The sequence below is a fragment of the Mesorhizobium sp. L2C084A000 genome (assembly GCF_000502875.1).
In the GTDB taxonomy this organism is placed as follows: Bacteria; Pseudomonadota; Alphaproteobacteria; order Rhizobiales; family Rhizobiaceae; genus Mesorhizobium.
On record NZ_AYWX01000001.1, the window covers coordinates 365,625 to 382,679 of the forward strand.

At 64.8% G+C, this 17,055-nt stretch carries 17 protein-coding genes; 8 read left to right on the forward strand and 9 right to left on the reverse strand.

Annotation, left to right across the window (positions count from 1 at the left end; translation table 11 throughout):
• Window positions 1–12: 12 nt before the first annotated feature.
• The 5 genes from X735_RS163820 to X735_RS163800 are packed head-to-tail and all read right to left on the reverse strand — an operon-like array spanning window position 13 to window position 3,059.
• Window positions 13–441, reverse strand: coding sequence for a DUF4440 domain-containing protein (locus X735_RS163820; protein ID WP_023808818.1), 429 nt, complete (start codon window positions 439–441; stop codon window positions 13–15).
• Entirely contained in the window at window positions 438–1,493 is a 1,056-nt protein-coding gene (locus X735_RS163815; protein ID WP_023808819.1) for an aldo/keto reductase, read from the reverse strand. Before X735_RS163815 ends, X735_RS163820 begins: the two co-directional genes overlap by 4 nt.
• Window positions 1,490–1,843, reverse strand: a complete 354-nt coding sequence (locus X735_RS163810) for a TIGR04076 family protein (RefSeq protein ID WP_023808820.1) — start codon at window positions 1,841–1,843, stop codon at window positions 1,490–1,492. Before X735_RS163810 ends, X735_RS163815 begins: the two co-directional genes overlap by 4 nt.
• Before the next feature lie 2 nt (window positions 1,844–1,845).
• Window positions 1,846–2,328 carry a DUF3830 family protein gene (locus X735_RS163805; RefSeq protein WP_023808821.1) on the reverse strand — a complete coding sequence of 161 codons (483 nt, stop codon included), beginning with the start codon at window positions 2,326–2,328 and terminating at the stop codon, window positions 1,846–1,848.
• The gene (locus tag X735_RS163800; RefSeq protein WP_023808822.1) at window positions 2,325–3,059 is read right to left on the reverse strand and encodes a GntR family transcriptional regulator; all 735 of its coding nucleotides are present in this window, start codon (window positions 3,057–3,059) and stop codon (window positions 2,325–2,327) included. Before X735_RS163800 ends, X735_RS163805 begins: the two co-directional genes overlap by 4 nt.
• Before the next feature lie 127 nt (window positions 3,060–3,186).
• Between X735_RS163800 and X735_RS163795 the strand changes: the two genes are divergently transcribed.
• From X735_RS163795 to X735_RS163775, 5 genes are read left to right on the forward strand one after another with little or no spacing between them, the layout of a single operon-like run.
• Window positions 3,187–3,984 (forward strand): ABC transporter ATP-binding protein, encoded by a 798-nt coding sequence (locus X735_RS163795; protein WP_023808823.1) that lies wholly within the window; start codon window positions 3,187–3,189, stop codon window positions 3,982–3,984.
• Window positions 3,981–4,730, forward strand: a complete 750-nt coding sequence (locus X735_RS163790; protein ID WP_023808824.1) for an ABC transporter ATP-binding protein — start codon at window positions 3,981–3,983, stop codon at window positions 4,728–4,730. The genes X735_RS163795 and X735_RS163790 overlap by 4 nt, the downstream gene beginning before the upstream one ends.
• Complete coding sequence (locus tag X735_RS163785; RefSeq protein ID WP_023808825.1) at window positions 4,727–5,635, forward strand: branched-chain amino acid ABC transporter permease; 909 nt, start codon at window positions 4,727–4,729, stop codon at window positions 5,633–5,635. Before X735_RS163790 ends, X735_RS163785 begins: the two co-directional genes overlap by 4 nt.
• Window positions 5,632–6,615 (forward strand): branched-chain amino acid ABC transporter permease, encoded by a 984-nt coding sequence (locus tag X735_RS163780; protein ID WP_023808826.1) that lies wholly within the window; start codon window positions 5,632–5,634, stop codon window positions 6,613–6,615. The genes X735_RS163785 and X735_RS163780 overlap by 4 nt, the downstream gene beginning before the upstream one ends.
• The gene (locus tag X735_RS163775; protein ID WP_023808827.1) at window positions 6,612–7,916 is read left to right on the forward strand and encodes an FAD-dependent oxidoreductase; all 1,305 of its coding nucleotides are present in this window, start codon (window positions 6,612–6,614) and stop codon (window positions 7,914–7,916) included. The genes X735_RS163780 and X735_RS163775 overlap by 4 nt, the downstream gene beginning before the upstream one ends.
• A gap of 8 nt (window positions 7,917–7,924) precedes the next feature.
• On the opposite strand, the gene X735_RS163770 is transcribed toward X735_RS163775, so the two are convergent.
• The 4 genes from X735_RS163770 to X735_RS163755 are packed head-to-tail and all read right to left on the reverse strand — an operon-like array spanning window position 7,925 to window position 12,256.
• Window positions 7,925–8,581 (reverse strand): GntR family transcriptional regulator, encoded by a 657-nt coding sequence (locus X735_RS163770; RefSeq protein WP_023808828.1) that lies wholly within the window; start codon window positions 8,579–8,581, stop codon window positions 7,925–7,927.
• A 13-nt stretch (window positions 8,582–8,594) separates the two neighbouring features.
• The gene (locus tag X735_RS163765; RefSeq protein ID WP_031212279.1) at window positions 8,595–9,905 is read right to left on the reverse strand and encodes an aspartate aminotransferase family protein; all 1,311 of its coding nucleotides are present in this window, start codon (window positions 9,903–9,905) and stop codon (window positions 8,595–8,597) included.
• On the reverse strand, window positions 9,906–10,964 hold the full coding sequence (locus X735_RS163760) for a phosphotransferase (RefSeq protein ID WP_023808830.1): 1,059 nt from the start codon (window positions 10,962–10,964) through the stop codon (window positions 9,906–9,908).
• Window positions 10,961–12,256, reverse strand: a complete 1,296-nt coding sequence (locus X735_RS163755) for an ArgE/DapE family deacylase (RefSeq protein WP_023808831.1) — start codon at window positions 12,254–12,256, stop codon at window positions 10,961–10,963. Before X735_RS163755 ends, X735_RS163760 begins: the two co-directional genes overlap by 4 nt.
• 168 nt (window positions 12,257–12,424) lie before the next feature.
• On the opposite strand from X735_RS163755, the gene X735_RS163750 reads away from it, so the two are divergent.
• From X735_RS163750 to X735_RS163740, 3 genes are all read left to right on the forward strand, one after another.
• Window positions 12,425–13,126 (forward strand): GNAT family N-acetyltransferase, encoded by a 702-nt coding sequence (locus X735_RS163750; RefSeq protein ID WP_245273050.1) that lies wholly within the window; start codon window positions 12,425–12,427, stop codon window positions 13,124–13,126.
• The gene (locus tag X735_RS163745) at window positions 13,123–15,849 is read left to right on the forward strand and encodes a LuxR C-terminal-related transcriptional regulator (RefSeq protein WP_023808833.1); all 2,727 of its coding nucleotides are present in this window, start codon (window positions 13,123–13,125) and stop codon (window positions 15,847–15,849) included. Before X735_RS163750 ends, X735_RS163745 begins: the two co-directional genes overlap by 4 nt.
• Window positions 15,850–15,931: 82 nt before the next feature.
• Complete coding sequence (locus X735_RS163740) at window positions 15,932–17,053, forward strand: class II histone deacetylase (protein ID WP_023808834.1); 1,122 nt, start codon at window positions 15,932–15,934, stop codon at window positions 17,051–17,053.
• The last annotated feature ends 2 nt before the right edge of the window (window positions 17,054–17,055 follow it).

Consider the following 17,055-nt stretch of genomic DNA (forward strand, 5'->3'; position numbering starts at 1 on the left):
TCTGGAGCCTGTTCAGCGTTCCGGCACCTGCAGCCAGGTCTCATGCAGATGTCGCCATTCGACGCCATTGGGCGCCGATGAACTGGTGGTGAAGACGGCGCTCGACTGGCGGCGGCTGTGCTTGCCTGCGCGCAGCTGCGCTTCGACATAAAGGACGACGATGGTATCGGCGTCCTGCCAGCCGGGCCGGATGTCCTCGATCGAAATGGCAAAACCGTCGTCGCAAGAGGCGCGGCTTGAGCGGACATGGTCGACGACCGCTTCGCGATCGAGGACCTGCCCGTCCGGCGCCACCATGCTGAGGTCTTTACCCATGGCGCGTTCGAAGCGGCCGAAGTCCACCGTGTTGGCGCGCGCGGCGACGAACCAGTCGACGAAGAAGCGGTGCAGGTCGATGATTTCGGCGCTGGCGCGTGAAAACAGGGAGGGTTCGCCGCTCATTTCTTCCCCGCATTGAGGTTGTAGTGCATGATCGAACCGTGGCGTCCGTGGCGGTCGCGCTCCAGCGTGTAGACGTCGCCCTCCAGGCCCGTGCCTTGCGCGATGACGGCCGCAATCCGCGCCCGGTCCTCGGCGTCAAGCGCCACGTCCATGATTTTCGCATTGGCAATGGCGTGCGCCTGGTTGCGGGCACCGACGATGACAGCCGCCACTTGCGGCTGTTCCAGCACCCAGGCGCTGGCGATGGTGGCGATGTCGACGCCGTGGCGGTCGCCAACAGTCTTCAACGCTTGAAGCAGGTGCTGGAACAGCTCCCAGCCGCCGAAATCATCGATGATCAGCTTGTATTTGACCAGCGAGCGGTTTTCGAGCGGCGTGGCGGGCTCGGCCGCACCGAGCCATTTGTCGCTGAGAAACCCGCCGGCAACCGAGCCGTAACAGAGGAAGCTGACGCCGTTCTGTTTTGCGAGTGCCGCCAGGCTGTTGCCCGGCCGCTGATCGAGCACCGAATATTGCAGTTGCTGGCTGACCAGCGGGATGCCGGCGGCGAGGATTTCGGCGAGCCGCTGCGTGTCGAAATTGGTGGTGCCGAGATTGCGCACCTTGCCTTCCAGCCGAAGCTCGTTGAGCCAGCCCATCGCATCGACATAGCGAGGCTGGTCATAATCCCACCAGTGGAACTGCACGAGATCGAGCCGCTCGGTCTTCAGCCGCCGCAGCGATTGGTCGACGATGCCCCTGATGTAGTCGCGGCTGATGGTGGCCAGCCGTTCGAGGTCGGGCACCAGCTTGGTGTGCACCTTCATCCGGGCGGCAACGTCGAGGCCGCGCTCGCTGGCCAGCCGCAGGCGCGCGGCGCCGATGAGTTCCTCGACACCGGTGTAGATGTCGGCGCAATCATAGGTCCAGATGCCGGCATCGAAAGTGGCGATCAGATCGGCCACCGCTTGGCTGCGGTCGATGGCGCCGTGGCCGCCGGCCAGCTGCCAGCCGCCGCGAATGACGCGCGAGATGGTGTAGCCGGGGCCGAGTTCGAAGGTCTTAGCGGTCATGTCAGGTCATCCTCCTTCGGCAGCGGCACCGCTGTGGTCTCGGCGTGGCTGAACCGTCGCTTGGCCACCCTGACGATCCGCAGCCGGCTGGCGCAATTGGGATCGGGACAAGCGATCTCGGCGTCCGATGTCATCCAGTCGTTCGGGTGGGTCGGGCGCTGCTTGGCCGCCAGCAGCGGCAAGACGGCGGCGAGCGAATAGATCGAAAAACCCTGGCCCGCCGGCATCGACAGCATCTCGCCCTTGAGCTCGAAATAGTCACCGGCCCTGGCGCCGCAATAGATCGGCTTGCCCTCCGGGATGACCGCCTCGACGCGAAGATCGAACAGCTCGAAACTGTCGTCGGCCATTTTCAAGCCTCCACCAGGCTGAAGGTGACATCGCAGGCGCCGTTGCGGCGGATGACGCCGCACGCGGCGGCGAACTGATCGCGCTCTTCGACGCGTACCTGCGCCACCACGCTGCCGGCCAGCCAGCCGATCGGAAACAGCAGCCGCGCGCCCTGCCCGTAATAGAGGCCGATGTCGAAGATCGCATTGGGATTGCCGCCCCACATGCGTGGCGGCACATAGGACAGGACGATGTCGCCCGGCTGCGGCGTCAGCGTCGCGTTCTCGGCCGGCAACGGTTTTGCATAGGCCTGGCCCTCGAGGGCGGCGGCGGGAACTGGACAGGAAATCTCAGGCCCTGTCCACATCGCATGGATACCAGGGACGACGCGTGGCGTGCCGAGATAGGCCGAGAGGAAGGCAGCGTTTTCCGGCGCCTTCTCGGACAGCAACAATGCGGTGACGGAAAGCTTCGAACGTGGCTCGGTGATCCTGATGGCGGTCATGTCTGGTCTTTCGCGGCGACAGCCTGCAGCTTGCTACGCAGGAAGGTGAAGGGGCGGCTGATGTCGGCGACCAGCGACTCGCGCGCCGACTGCGCATCCTGCGTGGCCAGCGCAGTGACGATGCGGCGGTGATACTGGGCGGTGTCGACCTCGCCGGCTTCCGAGAAGGCGTAGATGGCGACACGGATGCAGGGACCCGATTGCAGCCACAGGCTCTCGATCATCGGGATCAGCACGGCCGAGCCGCAGGAGCGGTAGATCTCGAAGTGAAAGCTCTGGTTGAGCGTCACTTCGCGATCGACGTCCTTCTTGTGTTTCAGCGCCCGCATCTCGTCCCATTCGCCAAGAATGGTCTCGATGGTGGCGATCTGGCGCGGACCCATGCGGGCGGCTGCCAGCGCGATCGCCTCGCCCTCGATCAGGATTCGGGCACGCAGGAGATCGTCGAGGCGTTCCAGTGTGATCGGCGGCACCCGCACCGAACGATTGGGCAGCGCCTCCAGCGCCTTTTCCGTGATCAGCCGGCCGAGCGCCTCGCGCACCGGCATGGTCGAGGTGACCAGCGCATCGGCCAGGCCACGGATGGTCAGCACCTGGCTCGGCTCGAACAGGCCGCCGATCAAAGCGCGGCGCAGTTCGGAATAGACACGGTCCTGCACGGTCTCGCGGCCGACCGGCGCAAGCTGGGCCGCGATCGCCTCGTTGTTCTTTTCGATGGCAGCCTTTTGCATGGAATTCCGTTCTTGGCCGGTTTTCGGCTTGCGGATGAAATTAAAGCCGAATAGCGTGATCAAAGCAAGTGTGATCACAAATCAATAATCAGGAGACGGCAATGATCGTCTTCGGCCAGAGGGTTTGATGAGCGAGGCAACCAAACGGCAACGGGAAACCCGCGCGCCGGTTCTGACGGCAAGAAATGTCGTCAGGCGGTTCGGCGGCCTTGTCGCCGTCAACGACGTCTCGTTTGACGTCAAGGCCGGAGAAATCCTCGGCCTGATCGGCCCCAACGGCGCCGGCAAGACAACGATGTTCGATCTGCTCGCCGGCAGCATCCTGCCAACCAGCGGCGAGATCCTTGTCAACGGCACGCCTGTCTCGGGCGAAGCCGCGCATCTGCGCATCGGCCGTGGCCTTGGCCGCACCTTCCAGATCCCGCGCCCGCTGCCCAATCTGACGTTGATCGAAAACATCATGCTGGCCGCACAGGGCCAGACCGGCGAAAAGCTGCTCGCCAACTTCGTCACGCCATGGCGCGTCGCTGCTCAGGAAAGAGCCGCCAGGGCAAAGGCGCTCGAACTGCTGCAGCTGGTCACCCTCACCCACCTCGCGCACGAGCCGGCGCGTGTGCTTTCCGGCGGCCAGCGCAAGCTGCTCGAACTCGCCCGCGTCATGATGGCCGACCCGGCGATCATCCTGCTCGACGAACCGGCGGCCGGCGTCAACGCGACGCTGCTCGAAGTCATCATCGACCGCATCCGCGACATCAATGCGCGCGGCATCACCTTCCTGCTGATCGAGCACAATATCGACATGGTGACGCGGCTCTGCCATCGCGTCCTCGTCATGGCGAGCGGCCAGCTGCTCAGCGAAGGCACGGCCGAAGAGGTCGCTCGCGACCCGCGTGTCATCGAGGCCTATCTCGGAGGCGCGGTATGAGCGAAACCGTCCTCGATGTCCGTGACCTCGAAGCCGGTTACGAGCCCGGCGTGCCGATCGTGCGCGGCGCCTCGATCACCGTCAAAAAGAGTGAGATCGTCGTCGTCCTTGGCCCCAACGGCGCCGGCAAGTCAAGCTTCATCAAGGCCATCGCCGGCCTCGTCCCGATCACCGGTGGCACGGTGTTTCTGGACGGCAAGGACATCACTGCCGCGCCTGCCCACACGATGGTGCGGCTTGGACTGGCCTTCGTGCCGCAGACCGAAAACATCTTCCCGCTGATGTCGGTCGAGGACAATCTCAGAGTTGCCTGCGGCATCCTCGAGCGGCGCGAGATTCCTACGCGCATCGAGGAAATGTATTCGGCCTTCCCCGACCTCGTCCGCCAGCGGCGGACCGCCGCCGGCAATTTGTCGGGCGGACAGCGGCAGATGCTGGCCGTCGCACGGGCACTGATCGTCCATCCCAAGGTGCTGGTGCTCGACGAGCCGTCGGCCGGCCTGTCGCCTAAATTCGTCTCGATGGTGTTCGAGATGCTGGCCGGTATCCGCAAGTCCGGCGTCACCATCCTGCTGGTCGAGCAGAATGCCAAGGCAGCGCTCGCCATCGGCGACCGCGCCTATGTGCTGGTCGAGGGCAAGGACCGACACGAGGGCGTCGCCTCCGAACTGTGGAACGATCCGGTGGTTGCCGAACTCTATCTTGGCCAACGCCCCCGTAGCGCCGACACAGGAGGTGCGGCATGAGCCTGCAATTTGTCGTCGACGGGCTGCTGACGGGTTCGATGATCGGCCTTGGCGCCATCGGCGTGACGCTCACCTATTCGATCCTGCGCTTCTCGAACTTTGCCCATGGCGACTTCATGGCCTGGGGCACCTATGCGACGCTGGCCGTCGTCAGCGCCATCGGCGCGACAGTCGGCAAGGTGGCACCGATCGCGCCGCTATCCTTCGGCTGGCCGCTGATTGTCGCACTGGTCATCGGCATGGCATTCACCGCTTTGCTGGCACTGCTGCTCGACAAGGTTCTGTTCGCGCGGCTGCGCTCGCAAGGCCAGGCCATCATCGTGGTGATGGCGAGCTTCGGCGCCTCGATGGCGCTGAGAAGCCTGCTCGAATTCACCTTCACCTCGCGGCCGACCTATTTCAGCCGGGCGATCCAGATCGCCATGCCGGTCGGCTTCGGCATCCGTATTACACCCGATCAGATCGCGCTTTTGCTGTTGACCGCCGTGCTGGTGCTCGGCGTGCATCTGTTGATGACGCGCACGCAGACCGGCCGCTCGATGCAGGCCCTGAGCCAGAACGCGGCACTGGCCCGCATCGTCGGCATCGACGTCGCCAGCGTGGTGCGCGTCACCTGGGTCATCGGCGGGGCGCTCGCCTGCGTCGCCGGAGTGATGATCGGCATTCTGGTGCAGATCCGCCCGTTCATGGGCTTCGACATGCTGTTGCCGATGTTCGCCGCCGCCATTCTCGGCGGCATCGGCAGCATCCCCGGCGCTGTGCTCGGCGGCCTGATCATCGGGCTCGCCGAAGCCGGTGCCGTGCAATTGATCGGCGCCGAATGGCGCGCCGCCGTCTCCTTCATCATCCTGATGGCGGTGCTGTTCGTGCGGCCGATCGGCCTGTTTGGTGTGAGGGAACGCTGATGGACCTGCTCGGCTACGGCGCCTTCTTCCTGACCACCGCGCTGATCTTCTCGCTGGTCACGCTGGGGCTCAATTTGCAGTGGGGCCTGACCGGGCTGTTCAATGTCGGCCTCGCCGGCTTCGTTGCCATCGGTGCCTACACATCCGCGCTGCTGACGACGCCGGACGATGCTGCGCGGCTCGGCGGCTTCGGCCTGCCGATCCTTGTCGGCTGGCTCGGCGCCATGGTCGTCGGCGGCATCGCCGCAGCGCTTACCGGCATGGCGACGCTGCGGTTGCGATCCGACTATCTGGCGATCACCACCTTCGGCGTCGCCGTGGTGGTGCAACTGGTCGCGCTCAATGCGCAGAAGCTGACGGGCGGCCCGTTCGGCATCGGCTTCATCCCGCGCCCGTTCGGCAGCCTTGCCGAGACGCCGCTGCTGTTCAACCTGTCGAACCTTGCCGTGGTCTCGGTCGTCACGCTGATCGCCTATCTCGCCTTGGAGCATTTGTCGCGCAGCCCATGGGGGCGGGTTTTGAAAGCGCTACGGGAGGATGAGCGGGCGGCGATTTCACTGGGCAAGAGCGCGCGTTTCTATCGCGTCCAGGCCTTTGCCGTCGGCGGCGCCATCATGGCGCTGGCCGGCGCGCTGCAGGCGCATTTCACCGGCTTCATCGCGCCGGACAATTATTTGCCGATCCTGACCTTCCAGGTCTGGGTGATGCTGATCGTCGGCGGCTCGGGCAGTAATCTTGGCGCCGTCATCGGCAGCATCCTGGTGTGGGCGATATGGGCCGGATCGGGCACGCTGACCAGCATCCTGTTCCCGCCGGAACAGCAGGCTCGCGCCGCCGCGCTGCAGATCGCCGCCATCGGCGTCATGCTCTGCGTCATCCTGCTGATCCGGCCGAACGGCCTGTTCGGCGACAGGCCGCGGCGGCGCCGCTTCAGCAAGCGGGCGAAGATCGCTGCGGGCGAGAGCAGTTCCGGCTCATGAATGCCGTGATCCGGCAGGAGGCACAAGGCGCTTCGCTCTGGCATGCCGTCAGCGGTAGCCGCCGCGAGCGGCCGGCGCTGCAAGGTGGGCTCAATGTCGACCTGGCCATTGTCGGCGGCGGCTTTTCCGGCCTTTCAACCGCGCTGCACGCCGCCGGGAAAGGCCTTTCCGTCGCCGTTCTCGAAGCCGAATTCATCGCCTGGGGCGCGACCGGCAGGAATGCGGGATTTGTCGTGCCGAACTTCGCCAAGATGGACCCGGCCGACATACTGGCCCATCTCGGACCGTCGCGCGGCGAAAGGCTGATCGATTTCGCCGCCGGCAGCGCCGACCTGGTCTTCCGCCTGATCCGGCAGCACGGCATCGACTGCGACGCCGTGCAGAACGGATGGATCCAGCCAGCGCATTCGCCTGCCGCCTTCGAGAAGGTCAAGTCACGTGCCGGGCAATGGGCACAGCGTGGCCGGCCGGCTGTCACATTGGATCGGCAGGATGTCGAAGCCCTGACGGGAGTGCCAGGTTATGTCGGTGGCTGGATGGATCGTTGCGGCGGCGTGCTCAATCCGGTCGCCTATGCGCGCGGGCTCGCCGATGCGGCGGAGAAGGCCGGCGCGAAGATCTTCGAGCAGACGCGCGTCACCTCGGTTGATCGCATAGCCGATGGCTGGGTGCTGAAAACGCCGGTGGGATCGGTACGCGCCGCAAAGGTGCTGATCGCCACCAACGCCTATGGCTGGTCCCTCAACCCGTCATTGCAGCGAACCTATTTCCCGCTCAAGGTTTTCCAAATCGCCACGGCGCCGCTGCCGCCCGAAATCCGCGCGCGCCTGTTACCCGGTGGGCAAGGTGTCGGCGACACCAGGCGCAATCTGTTCACATTCCGCTTCGACGCCGAAAACCGGCTGATCAGCGGCGGCATGCATATCCTTGGCGCCGGTGCGGATACGCGCGTACCGCAGACGATCTGGCGAAGGCTTGGCCGGCATCTCGGTCTGCCCGATCTCCCGCCGCTTGCCTACAGCTGGTCGGGAATGGCGGCGGTCGAACCGGATTTCCTGCCGCACCTGATCGACCTCGGTCCGGGCCTGATCGCCGGACGCGCCTGCAACGGCCGCGGCATCGCCATGACCACAGCGATGGGCAAGGTGCTGGCCGACTGGGCCGCTGGAGCCGAGGCCCGCGACCTGCCGCTGCCCTTCGCGCCACCGGCGCCTATCCCGTTCCATGCCTTGCTGCGGCATGCGCCCAACATGCTGCTCGGCTGGAGCATGCTGCGCGACCGGCTGGACGGGACGAGCTAGGCCGACGGCTACCTGGCAGCGTCAAGGTTTGCAGATAATACGGCGGCCGCCACGGCGATGTCCTCTTCTATGAAAGTCCGCACAGTGGGACCGCTGCGCCGCTCCAGCGCGGCGACGATCTTGCGATGCGCGTCGTTGGACTGCGGGATGTAGCGATCGGCCTGCATCAGCAGCTTGAGATAAGGCCCAACCCGCCCCCAGAGGTCGCGGATCATGTTGAGCAGGATCGGCGCGCCGGCATGCTGGTAGATGGCGAAGTGGAACGCCTCGTTCAACGAGAGATAGGCCCTGGCGTCGCCGGCCTCGATGGCACGCTGCATGCCGGCGAGCGTCGCCTGTATGTCAGCCAGTCCGCTTTCGCTCATCCTGGTCGCCGCCATCTCGCCCGCCAGTCCCTCGACGGCGATACGGATGCGCGTCAGTTCCTCGAAGGCGGGCGCGGACAGCAACGGCACGATGACCGAGCGGTTGTTCTGCATCTCGAGCAGTCGCTCGGCGACAAGCCGCTGCAGCGCCTCGCGGATTGGCGTCGTCGAGATGCCGAACGTTTCGGCGAGCTTGCGGATGACCAGCGTCTGCCCCGGGCTGAAGCCGCCTGAAATCAACTCCTGCTTGAGCGCGCCATAGGCGCGGTCATTCAGGGTTTGATGTTCGAGCTTCAGCATGCGTTCGGCCCGATCACCAGTTCGACAGCGCGCGATCGAGCGTCTCGGCCAGTTGCTCGGCATTGTCCCTGGCAAACGGCAGTGGCGGCCTCATCTTCAGCACATTGCCGCGCGGACCGCAGGACGAGATCAGCACGCCGTCCTCGCGCATGGCTTCGACGACCGCCGATGTCTTGGTGGCGGCCAGCGCCTCGTCACCGTCCGCCGTCAGCTCGACACCGAAATAGAGGCCGTTATGCCTGATATCGGCGACCGCGCCATGCCGGCTCTGCAGGGTGCGCAGCAGTTCACTCGTATACGCGCCGACATTGCGCGCATTCTCGATCAGCCCCTCGCCCTCGATCACCGCCAGCACGGCGAGACCGACGGCGGCAGCAACCGGATTGCCGCCGAAAGTGTTGAAATAACCGGTGTTCGAGCCGAACGAAGCGACTAGCTGCGGCCGCACGAGCACGGCGCCCATCGGGTGTCCATCGCCGATCGGCTTGCCCATCGTGACGATGTCGGGCTCGATGCCATAATTGGCGAAACCCCACATGCCTTGGCCAAGCCGGCCGAAGCCGGACTGGACCTCATCGGCGATGACGATGCCGCCGGCCTTTCTGACGTGATCCACCGCCTCGCGCATCACCGCCGCATCGGGAAAGAAGATGCCGTCGCTGGAAAAGGCCGAGTCGAGAAGGAGTGCGGCCGGCTTGATATCTTTTACGCGCATGTCCTCGATGGCGGCGGCGACATTTTTTGCGAAAACATTCGCGGCCCGGCCATGGTCGCGGAACGTGTCCGGCGCCGACACGGTGCGGTGCTGCGCGCGCACGCCCTTTGCTCCGACCGCCGCCGGCGACAGTTGCGCCGTCGCGATGGTGGCGCCGTGATAAGCGAAGTCGGTGATGATCACGCCGGTGCCGCCGCTGGAATGCTGGGCGATGCGGATGGCGAGGTCGTTGGCCTCGCTTCCGGTGCAGGTGAACATGGCGTGGCCAAGATGGGCCGGAACGGTGCCGAGCAGTTTTTCCGCGTAATCGAGGATGATCTCGCTGAGATAGCGCGTGTGGGTGTTGAGCGTGGCGGCCTGTCCGGACAGCGCCTCGACAACGCGCGGGTGGCAGTGGCCGACCGAGGCGACGTTGTTATAGGCGTCGAGGAATTTACGGCCCTGGGCATCGTAGAGCCACACACCGCTGCCGCGCACCAGATGAATAGGGTTGCGGTAGAAGGCGCGATAGGTCGGCCCAAGCAGCCTGGCGCGGCGTTCAAGCAGCGCGCGCTCCGATGCAGCCGCGTCGGCATTTGAAGGATATGGCGAGGACTGGGACACGAGCATTTACTCCGGATTGGAATGGTCGAGAAAATAGCGGCGGGCATCGGTGGATGACAGACCATCCAGCTTTTCGAGCGAGGCCCAGACCTCGGTGGCGAGGCGCAGCACATAGTCGCGCTTGGCCGGGAAGCGCTCGGCCTGCCAACTGGCGATGTTGACGATGAGCGCAAGCCGGGCACGGATCAGATCGAAGAGAATGCCGATCTCTTCCTCCTCCAGCAGCTGAACCGATTGATAGCCGGCGACGAAGCGCGCGGCCGGCGCCAACGGATGGCCTTGCGCCGGCCAGCGATAGACGGCGCCGATGGCGAGGTCGCAGATCAGCGGCGAATGGATCATGTCGCCGAAATCGAGGATGCCGCTGACGACCTCCGGCCGCGACGCGTCCATCACCACATTGTAGGAGTTCATGTCGTTGTGGACGATCTGGGCGCGCAGGGTCGGAATGATTGGCGCCGCATGCTGCTCGAAGGAGTCGATCGCGCGCTCGACCATCGCCCTCCGGCCCGGATCAGTGATGTGCACCGTCATCGGTCGTATCTTGGCGACCTTGCGGATATCCCAGAGCAGGTCGCTGCCGGCGGCCGGGTGGAAGAAACCGCGCAGCGCCCGGCCAAGGCGGGCGAGGAAGATCCCGAGATTGCGATCCTGCGCATCGGAAGTCGGCGAGCGCGACAGCAGCTGACCGGGCAGATAAGTCACCAGCCGGACGATGCGCGGTGCCGATCCACCAACACTGGCCGTAAATTGCGCTTCGCCCTCAAGGCTTTTGCGCACCGAGGGAACCGGCAAGGTGGGGTCGACTGCAAGGATGTGGTCGAGCGCCTTGTTCTGGAAGTCGGTGAAGCCGGCCTCTTCCGCCGGATGGGAAACCTTGAGGACGAACTCGCCCTCGCCGTCGGTCTGGATGTGGAAGTTATGGTCGCGTTCGCCAGGCAATGGACGCGCGGTGCCGGTCAGCCCGTAGTGCCGGCGCACGATGGCAAGCGCGTCGGTCGTCGAGACATGGGGCGCGTCCTCGGCGAGCGTTTCGCCGAAAGCATCGGGGACGGCTGCATTCATGGCTTGGCCTCAATAGGTTCGAGGCCGCACCAGTCGGCGATGAACAGCGCGATCGTCTGGGTGACCTTGCGCACCGAGTCGAGATCGACGGCCTCGTCATAGCCGTGCGGCATGCGGCAGATCGGGCCGTAGACGATCGCCGGCGTTTCAGCATAGAGGCCGAAGAAGCGCGCATCAGTGGTCGCCGAGGTGACGTGCTCCGTCAGCGGCTCGCCCCACACGGCGGTGTGGCTGCGGCGCAGCACCGCTTCCATCTCGTCGGCGCCTTCCAGCACATAGCCCTCGGCCATGAAGCCGTTGTAGGTCATCATCGGTGGGCGATTGGCCAGGAACGGATCGGCACGCGCCGCTTCGGCGATACAGGCCTCAAGCTCGGCCCTGGCGTCTTCGAGCCTCTGGCCGGGATAGGTGGCGACGCGCATCTCGAAGACACAGCGCGCCGGAACGCTCGATGTCCATTCGCCCCCTTCGATCTTGCCGAGATTGAAGCGGATCGGGTGCGGGTGATCATGGAAATGCTTGTCGTCGACCTTGCGCGCGTTCCAGACGATTTCGAGCTGCTTCAGCGCCTGGATGATGACAAATGCCTTTTCGATGGCATTGGCCCCGGCAGAAAATGCACCCGACGCATGCTGGGGATCGCCGTCGACCTCGACCCGGAACCAGATCGGCCCGACCTGCGCCCGCATCAGCCTCGGCTCCAGCGGTTCGGGAATGAAGGCGGCGTCGGCGCGGTAGCCGCGCTGCAGACAGGCAAGCGCGCCATTGCCGGTGCATTCTTCCTCGACCACCGACTGGAGATACAAGTTCGCGGCCGGCTGATAGCCAAGGCTGCGCAATGCGGCCAGCGCATAGAGGCAGGCGGACAGGCCGGCCTTCATGTCGCCGGCGCCGCGGCCATGCATCCAGCCGTCCTCGATCACCGGATCGTAGGGATCGCGCACCCAGCGGTCGAGTGGCCCTGTCGGCACGACATCGATATGGCCGTTGAGGATCAGCGAGCGGCCGGTCGCGTTTCGCGGCGTATGCGTGGCAACGACATTGAAGGCGTCGTCATAAGAAACTGCCACGGGTGAAAAACCCGGCAGGTCGCGAATCGCATCGACATCGACGCGCCACATGTCGACGGCATAGCCGTCAGCCTCAAAGGCAGCCGCCATGTACGATTGTGCGGCATGTTCCTCACCACGCTGCGAAGGAAAACGCACGAGGTCTTGCAGAAACGCTACCTGCCGCGCGAAGCCGCCATCGACCGCGCTGAGAATGGCCTCGTCCGCAATCCGCTCAGGCATTATGTTTCACTTTCATCTGAATGGTGTATCATATCTCATATGCCATTTCTGTGAAATGCAAGAGGCATACGCGCCAAACTTTCAGTCCAGGACTTGCCGTTCAATGCTGCCATGGTCTGGGGAGTTGGCATCGGATGCAGCAAGCCGATACTGCTATCTCTGGAAGACATGACGAGGAATGCGTTGATCACCGAAGACACGATGCCGGCCGAAATCACCGATCTCGCCATTGGCTACCATCGCCTGCCGGCGGGCAAGCTTGCCAATGCGGTGACGTGGATGGAGGCGCGCTCGCCGCAGCCCGATCTCGCGCACCCCTTGGCCATGACACGGATCACGCCCCCCGACTGCGCTTCCTACCGGGCGATTTTCCTAGAGATCGGCGCGCCCTGGCTTTGGGACCGTGTTTCCGAAATGTCCGATGCCGAAATCACCGAGCATTTCGCCGACCCGCGCCAGCATCTCTACTACGGCCATGACGAGACCGGCGCGCATCTCGGTATGGTCGAATTCTTCGTCGCCGACAGCAGCGAGATCGAGATCACCTATTTTGGCCTGTTCCCGTCCCTGACCGGCAGGGGTTTCGGCAAACGGCTGATGGCCGGGGCACTGGACCTCGCATGGCGTCTCAACCCGAGCCGCATCTGGCTGCATACAAGCAGCTTCGATCATCACAGTGTCATCGGGTTCTACAGTGCCTGCGGGTTCGTCCCCTTCGCGACCGGATTTGAGATCATCGACGATCCCCGGATCAAGGGAACCTTGCCGCGCGATGCCGCACCGCAGATTCCGCTGATCGAAACGGAGTGGAGCAATGGCAAGGGAGCCGCGCTTTCCCGGAAAAGCGGCAGGTTGCACGGACCTAGATGAGAACAGCTCCGCAATCCGTCAGCCAAGCGTCGCCGCACCATCGCCGATGGGTGCGCCGCGAGACCATCCTGTCGACGCTGGAGCGCCACATCGACACGCGGATCGTGCTGTTCGCCGCGCCCGCCGGCTTCGGCAAATCGACGACAATGGCGCAATGGGCCACGGAGGTCGCGCGCCACGGTCGGCTGACCGCATGGCTATCCTGCGAGGCAACCGACAATGACGAGGGCGCCTTCCTGTCGCATCTGGTGGGCGCGCTCCGCCATCTCGTCCAGAGCCCAGCGGAACTCGACCTTGCCTTCCAGTCCAGCCCGATCCCCCAGCTCGATGTCATGCTCGCGGCACTGGTCACGGGCCTTGCAGCGCGCGAAGCTGACATCACGCTGTTCTTCGACGACTACCACGCTGTCGAGGCGACGGCGGTGAAGCGGTTCATGGAGCGCCTGACCCGGCAGGCGCCGGCAAACGTCGCCTTCGTCATCGGCTCGCGCAGCCTGCCCGATCTGCAACTCGGCAAGCTCAGGGTGCTGGGCGACATCTTCGAAATCGGCCCCGACGATCTGCGTTTCGCCTCGTCCGAGGCCGAGGCTTTCTTCAACGAGAAGCTGGGCCTGAGCGTCAGCAGCGGCACAGTGGAGACCTTGTGCTCGCGTACCGAAGGATGGGCCGCCGGCCTGCAGCTCGCCTCGCTCTCGCTGAGTGCCGCACACGCACCCGAAACCTTCATCGGCAATTTTACCGGCGCCAACCGCAACGTCGCCGACTTCCTGATGGGCGAAGTGTTTCTGGAGCTGCCGCCGGCAATCGCAAAATTCCTGCTCTACAGTTCGATCTTCGAACGCTTCAGCGCCGAAGCCTGCCGGGCGGTGATGCGCGCGGCGGATGCCGAGGCGGCGATTACCGAGATCGAGACGCGCAACCTGTTCCTGGTGCCGCTCGATGAAGAGCGACGCTGGTTCCGCTACCATCATCTGTTCCGCGATTTCCTCAGCCGCGAAATGGAACGGCGCGAACCGGAGATGATCGCGCCGCTGCATCTGGCGGCCGCCGAATGGTTCGGCGAACGCAAGATGCTGACCGAGGCGATCGGGTACGCGCTGGCCGCCGGCGACCAGGCACGCGCGGCGGTATTCGTCGAAAACAACGCGCTCGACCTCATCGCCCAGTGCCAGCTTCTCTACGTGCGCCAGCTGCTCGCGCTGCTGCCTAGGAAACTGATCGACCAGCGCATCCGGCTGCAACTGGTGGTGCTTTGGCTGGCGGTGCACAGCAGCCAACCCGAGATTGCCCAGCAGACGCTGAGCAATGCGCGCAAGCTGGTCGAGACCGGACCGACTGACAGCAATGACCCAGGCACCATGACCGGCACAACGATCGAGGCCGAACTGGTGGTTCTCGCCGCTGCCGTCCACAGCACGCTGGAGCAGTTCGATCAGGCGCGCGACACAGCACTTGCGGCCCTGCGCGTCATCTCACCCGATGCCTGGTTCATGGAAGGCGCGACCGCCAATGTCATCGGCTACAACCTCTATGCGCTGGGTGACCTCGAAGGTGCCCGCGCCGCGATCGATGCGGCGCGACGGGCGCATGAGCGAAGCGGCAGCCTGCTCGGCGTCACCATTGCCAATTGCTACATGGCCGTTGTCGAGCGTTCGGCGGGCCGCTTGCCCGCCGCCGAGCGGCTGCTGCGCAACGCCATCATCGAGGCCAGGGCGCGGATCGGTGCTAATTCCTATGCCGAGGCCTTGGCCGGAACGCTGCTAGCCGAGCTCGCCTACGAGACCAATGCGTCGGGCGAAGCGCTGACCCTGGTCGAGAATCTCGGCCCGCAGATCGAGGGCGCGGCGGTCATCGTCTATCCCCTTGCCAGCGTGCCGACCTATGCCCGTGTGCTGCAGCTGACCGGTCGCACCGAAGCCGCACTGGACATGCTGGAGCGCGTCTATCAACGCGTGCGCGGCACGGTGTATCGCCGCCTGGCATCGATGATCATGCATGACCGCGTACGTGTGCTGCTCGACCAGAACCGCAATGCCGAGGCGCGCGCGCTGCTGGCCGAGCATCGCGGCGAAGAGACCGAGACTTCGACGGTCATCACCACCGCAAACGAGTTCGAGTTCTTTGCCGAGGGCCGTTTGCTGACGGCGGAAAAATCCTATGCCAATGCAGCGGGGGTTTTCGACGCGCTTCTGGAGCGCACGAGAACCAGCGGGCGCATGCGTCGCTATATATTGGCGCTGATCCTGCGAGCCAAAGCGGCCAGCGCTGCCCACGACCAACGCGAGGCAGACCGCAATCTCCTCGATGCGTTGCGTCTCGCCCAACCTTCCGGCTTCATCCGTTCCTTCGTCGACGAGGGAAGGTCTGTCGTCGAAGGGTTGATGCGGCTGCGTGCTGCCCAGGCGAAGACCGACCCCGCGCTGTCAGCCTATGCCACGCGCATCATCGATGCAGCGCAGGCGATGCCCGTGGCGGCGCGCAAGCTGGCCGCACCAGCCGCTGAGAAGGAACAGCTCACCCAGCGCGAGGCCGAACTGCTGCGCTATCTCACTGAGGGCATGTCCAATCGCGATATCGCCTTGGCGCTGTCGGTGAGCGAAACCACGGTGAAATGGCACCTGAAGAACATTTTCGGCAAGCTTGCGGTATCCAACCGGGTGCAGGCGGTGCGCGCCGCGCAAGGGTCAGCAGGCGCCTATACCCCTCCGAAAGGAGGGGCATAGATACAGGCGCAGCCCCTCTTTCGGGTCGGGCCACATGATCGTTAGCCTGCTAGCGTCACCTGGTTTTTAGAGGACGCTGCGAATGGCGACAGGCTACGTTTTTCACGAACAGCTGATGTGGCATGACACCGGCTCCAGCGCCGACATGATGCCTCCCGGCCGTTTCGTGGAACCCGGCCGCCATCTGGAATCCCCTGGCTCGAAGCGGCGGCTGAACAACCTCATCCAGGTCAGCGGCCTGTCGCGCCATCTCGTCCCGATTATCCCCGAGCCGGTCTCGGTCGAGGACCTGTTGCGCGTCCACACGCAACGTCACGTTGACGACATCAGGATGCTCAGCGAGCGCGGCTCCGGTTTCGCCGGGCCGCAGGCGCCAATCGGCCTCAACAGCTTCGACATCGCGCTGCTGTCTGCCGGCACCACCTATGCCGCGATGCGCGCCGTGCTGACCGGACGCGTCGACAATGCCTATGCGCTGGCGCGGCCGCCGGGGCACCATGCCGAGCCTGATCAGGCGATGGGCAACTGCCTGTTCTCCAACATCGGCGTCGCTGTCCGCCGGCTGCAGCATGAAGGCCTGCTTGGCCGCGCCGCAGTGGTCGACTGGGATGTGCACCACGGCAACGGCACCGAGACGGTGTTCTATTCCGACCCGTCGGTGCTGACCATTTCCTTGCATCAGGACAATCTCTACCCGACCGGGCGCGGTGCGCTGGCCGACAACGGCAAAGATGCCGGCGAAGGCTACAACATAAACATACCGCTGCCGGCGGGCAGCGGCACCGGCGCCTATGAAGCGACTTTCGACCGTGTCGTCGCGCCGGCGCTGCGTGCCTACAGACCGGACCTCGTCATCGTCGCGTCCGGCTTCGATGCGTCCGGCTTTGATCCGCTCGGCCGCATGATGCTCAACAGCGAATGCTTCAGGCGGCTCGCCGCGCGCATGGTGGCGCTGGCCGCCGAAACTTCGCAAGGGCGCCTGATGATGACCCATGAGGGCGGCTACTCCGAGGGCTATGTGCCGTTCTGCGGCCATGCCGTCATCGAGACTCTGGCCAACCATCGCACCGAAGTGGTCGACCCGTTGTCGGAGCATATCGACGAATGGGCGGGGCAGGATCTGCAGTCGCATCAGGCCGCGGCGATCGATGCCGCCGAAGGCCTGCTCGCCGGCCTGCGCCAACGTCTCGCCAGTGCGGCCTGACG

Coding starts and splice junctions, on each gene's coding strand:
- X735_RS163820 (WP_023808818.1), bottom strand. CDS start 441: ATGAGCGGCGAACCCTCCCTGTTTTCACGCGCCAGCGCCGAAATCATC.
- X735_RS163815 (WP_023808819.1), bottom strand. CDS start 1,493: ATGACCGCTAAGACCTTCGAACTCGGCCCCGGCTACACCATCTCGCGC.
- X735_RS163810 (WP_023808820.1), bottom strand. CDS start 1,843: ATGGCCGACGACAGTTTCGAGCTGTTCGATCTTCGCGTCGAGGCGGTC.
- X735_RS163805 (WP_023808821.1), bottom strand. CDS start 2,328: ATGACCGCCATCAGGATCACCGAGCCACGTTCGAAGCTTTCCGTCACC.
- X735_RS163800 (WP_023808822.1), bottom strand. CDS start 3,059: ATGCAAAAGGCTGCCATCGAAAAGAACAACGAGGCGATCGCGGCCCAG.
- X735_RS163795 (WP_023808823.1), top strand. CDS start 3,187: ATGAGCGAGGCAACCAAACGGCAACGGGAAACCCGCGCGCCGGTTCTG.
- X735_RS163790 (WP_023808824.1), top strand. CDS start 3,981: ATGAGCGAAACCGTCCTCGATGTCCGTGACCTCGAAGCCGGTTACGAG.
- X735_RS163785 (WP_023808825.1), top strand. CDS start 4,727: ATGAGCCTGCAATTTGTCGTCGACGGGCTGCTGACGGGTTCGATGATC.
- X735_RS163775 (WP_023808827.1), top strand. CDS start 6,612: ATGAATGCCGTGATCCGGCAGGAGGCACAAGGCGCTTCGCTCTGGCAT.
- X735_RS163770 (WP_023808828.1), bottom strand. CDS start 8,581: ATGCTGAAGCTCGAACATCAAACCCTGAATGACCGCGCCTATGGCGCG.
- X735_RS163765 (WP_031212279.1), bottom strand. CDS start 9,905: ATGCTCGTGTCCCAGTCCTCGCCATATCCTTCAAATGCCGACGCGGCT.
- X735_RS163760 (WP_023808830.1), bottom strand. CDS start 10,964: ATGAATGCAGCCGTCCCCGATGCTTTCGGCGAAACGCTCGCCGAGGAC.
- X735_RS163755 (WP_023808831.1), bottom strand. CDS start 12,256: ATGCCTGAGCGGATTGCGGACGAGGCCATTCTCAGCGCGGTCGATGGC.
- X735_RS163750 (WP_245273050.1), top strand. CDS start 12,425: ATGACGAGGAATGCGTTGATCACCGAAGACACGATGCCGGCCGAAATC.
- X735_RS163745 (WP_023808833.1), top strand. CDS start 13,123: ATGAGAACAGCTCCGCAATCCGTCAGCCAAGCGTCGCCGCACCATCGC.
- X735_RS163740 (WP_023808834.1), top strand. CDS start 15,932: ATGGCGACAGGCTACGTTTTTCACGAACAGCTGATGTGGCATGACACC.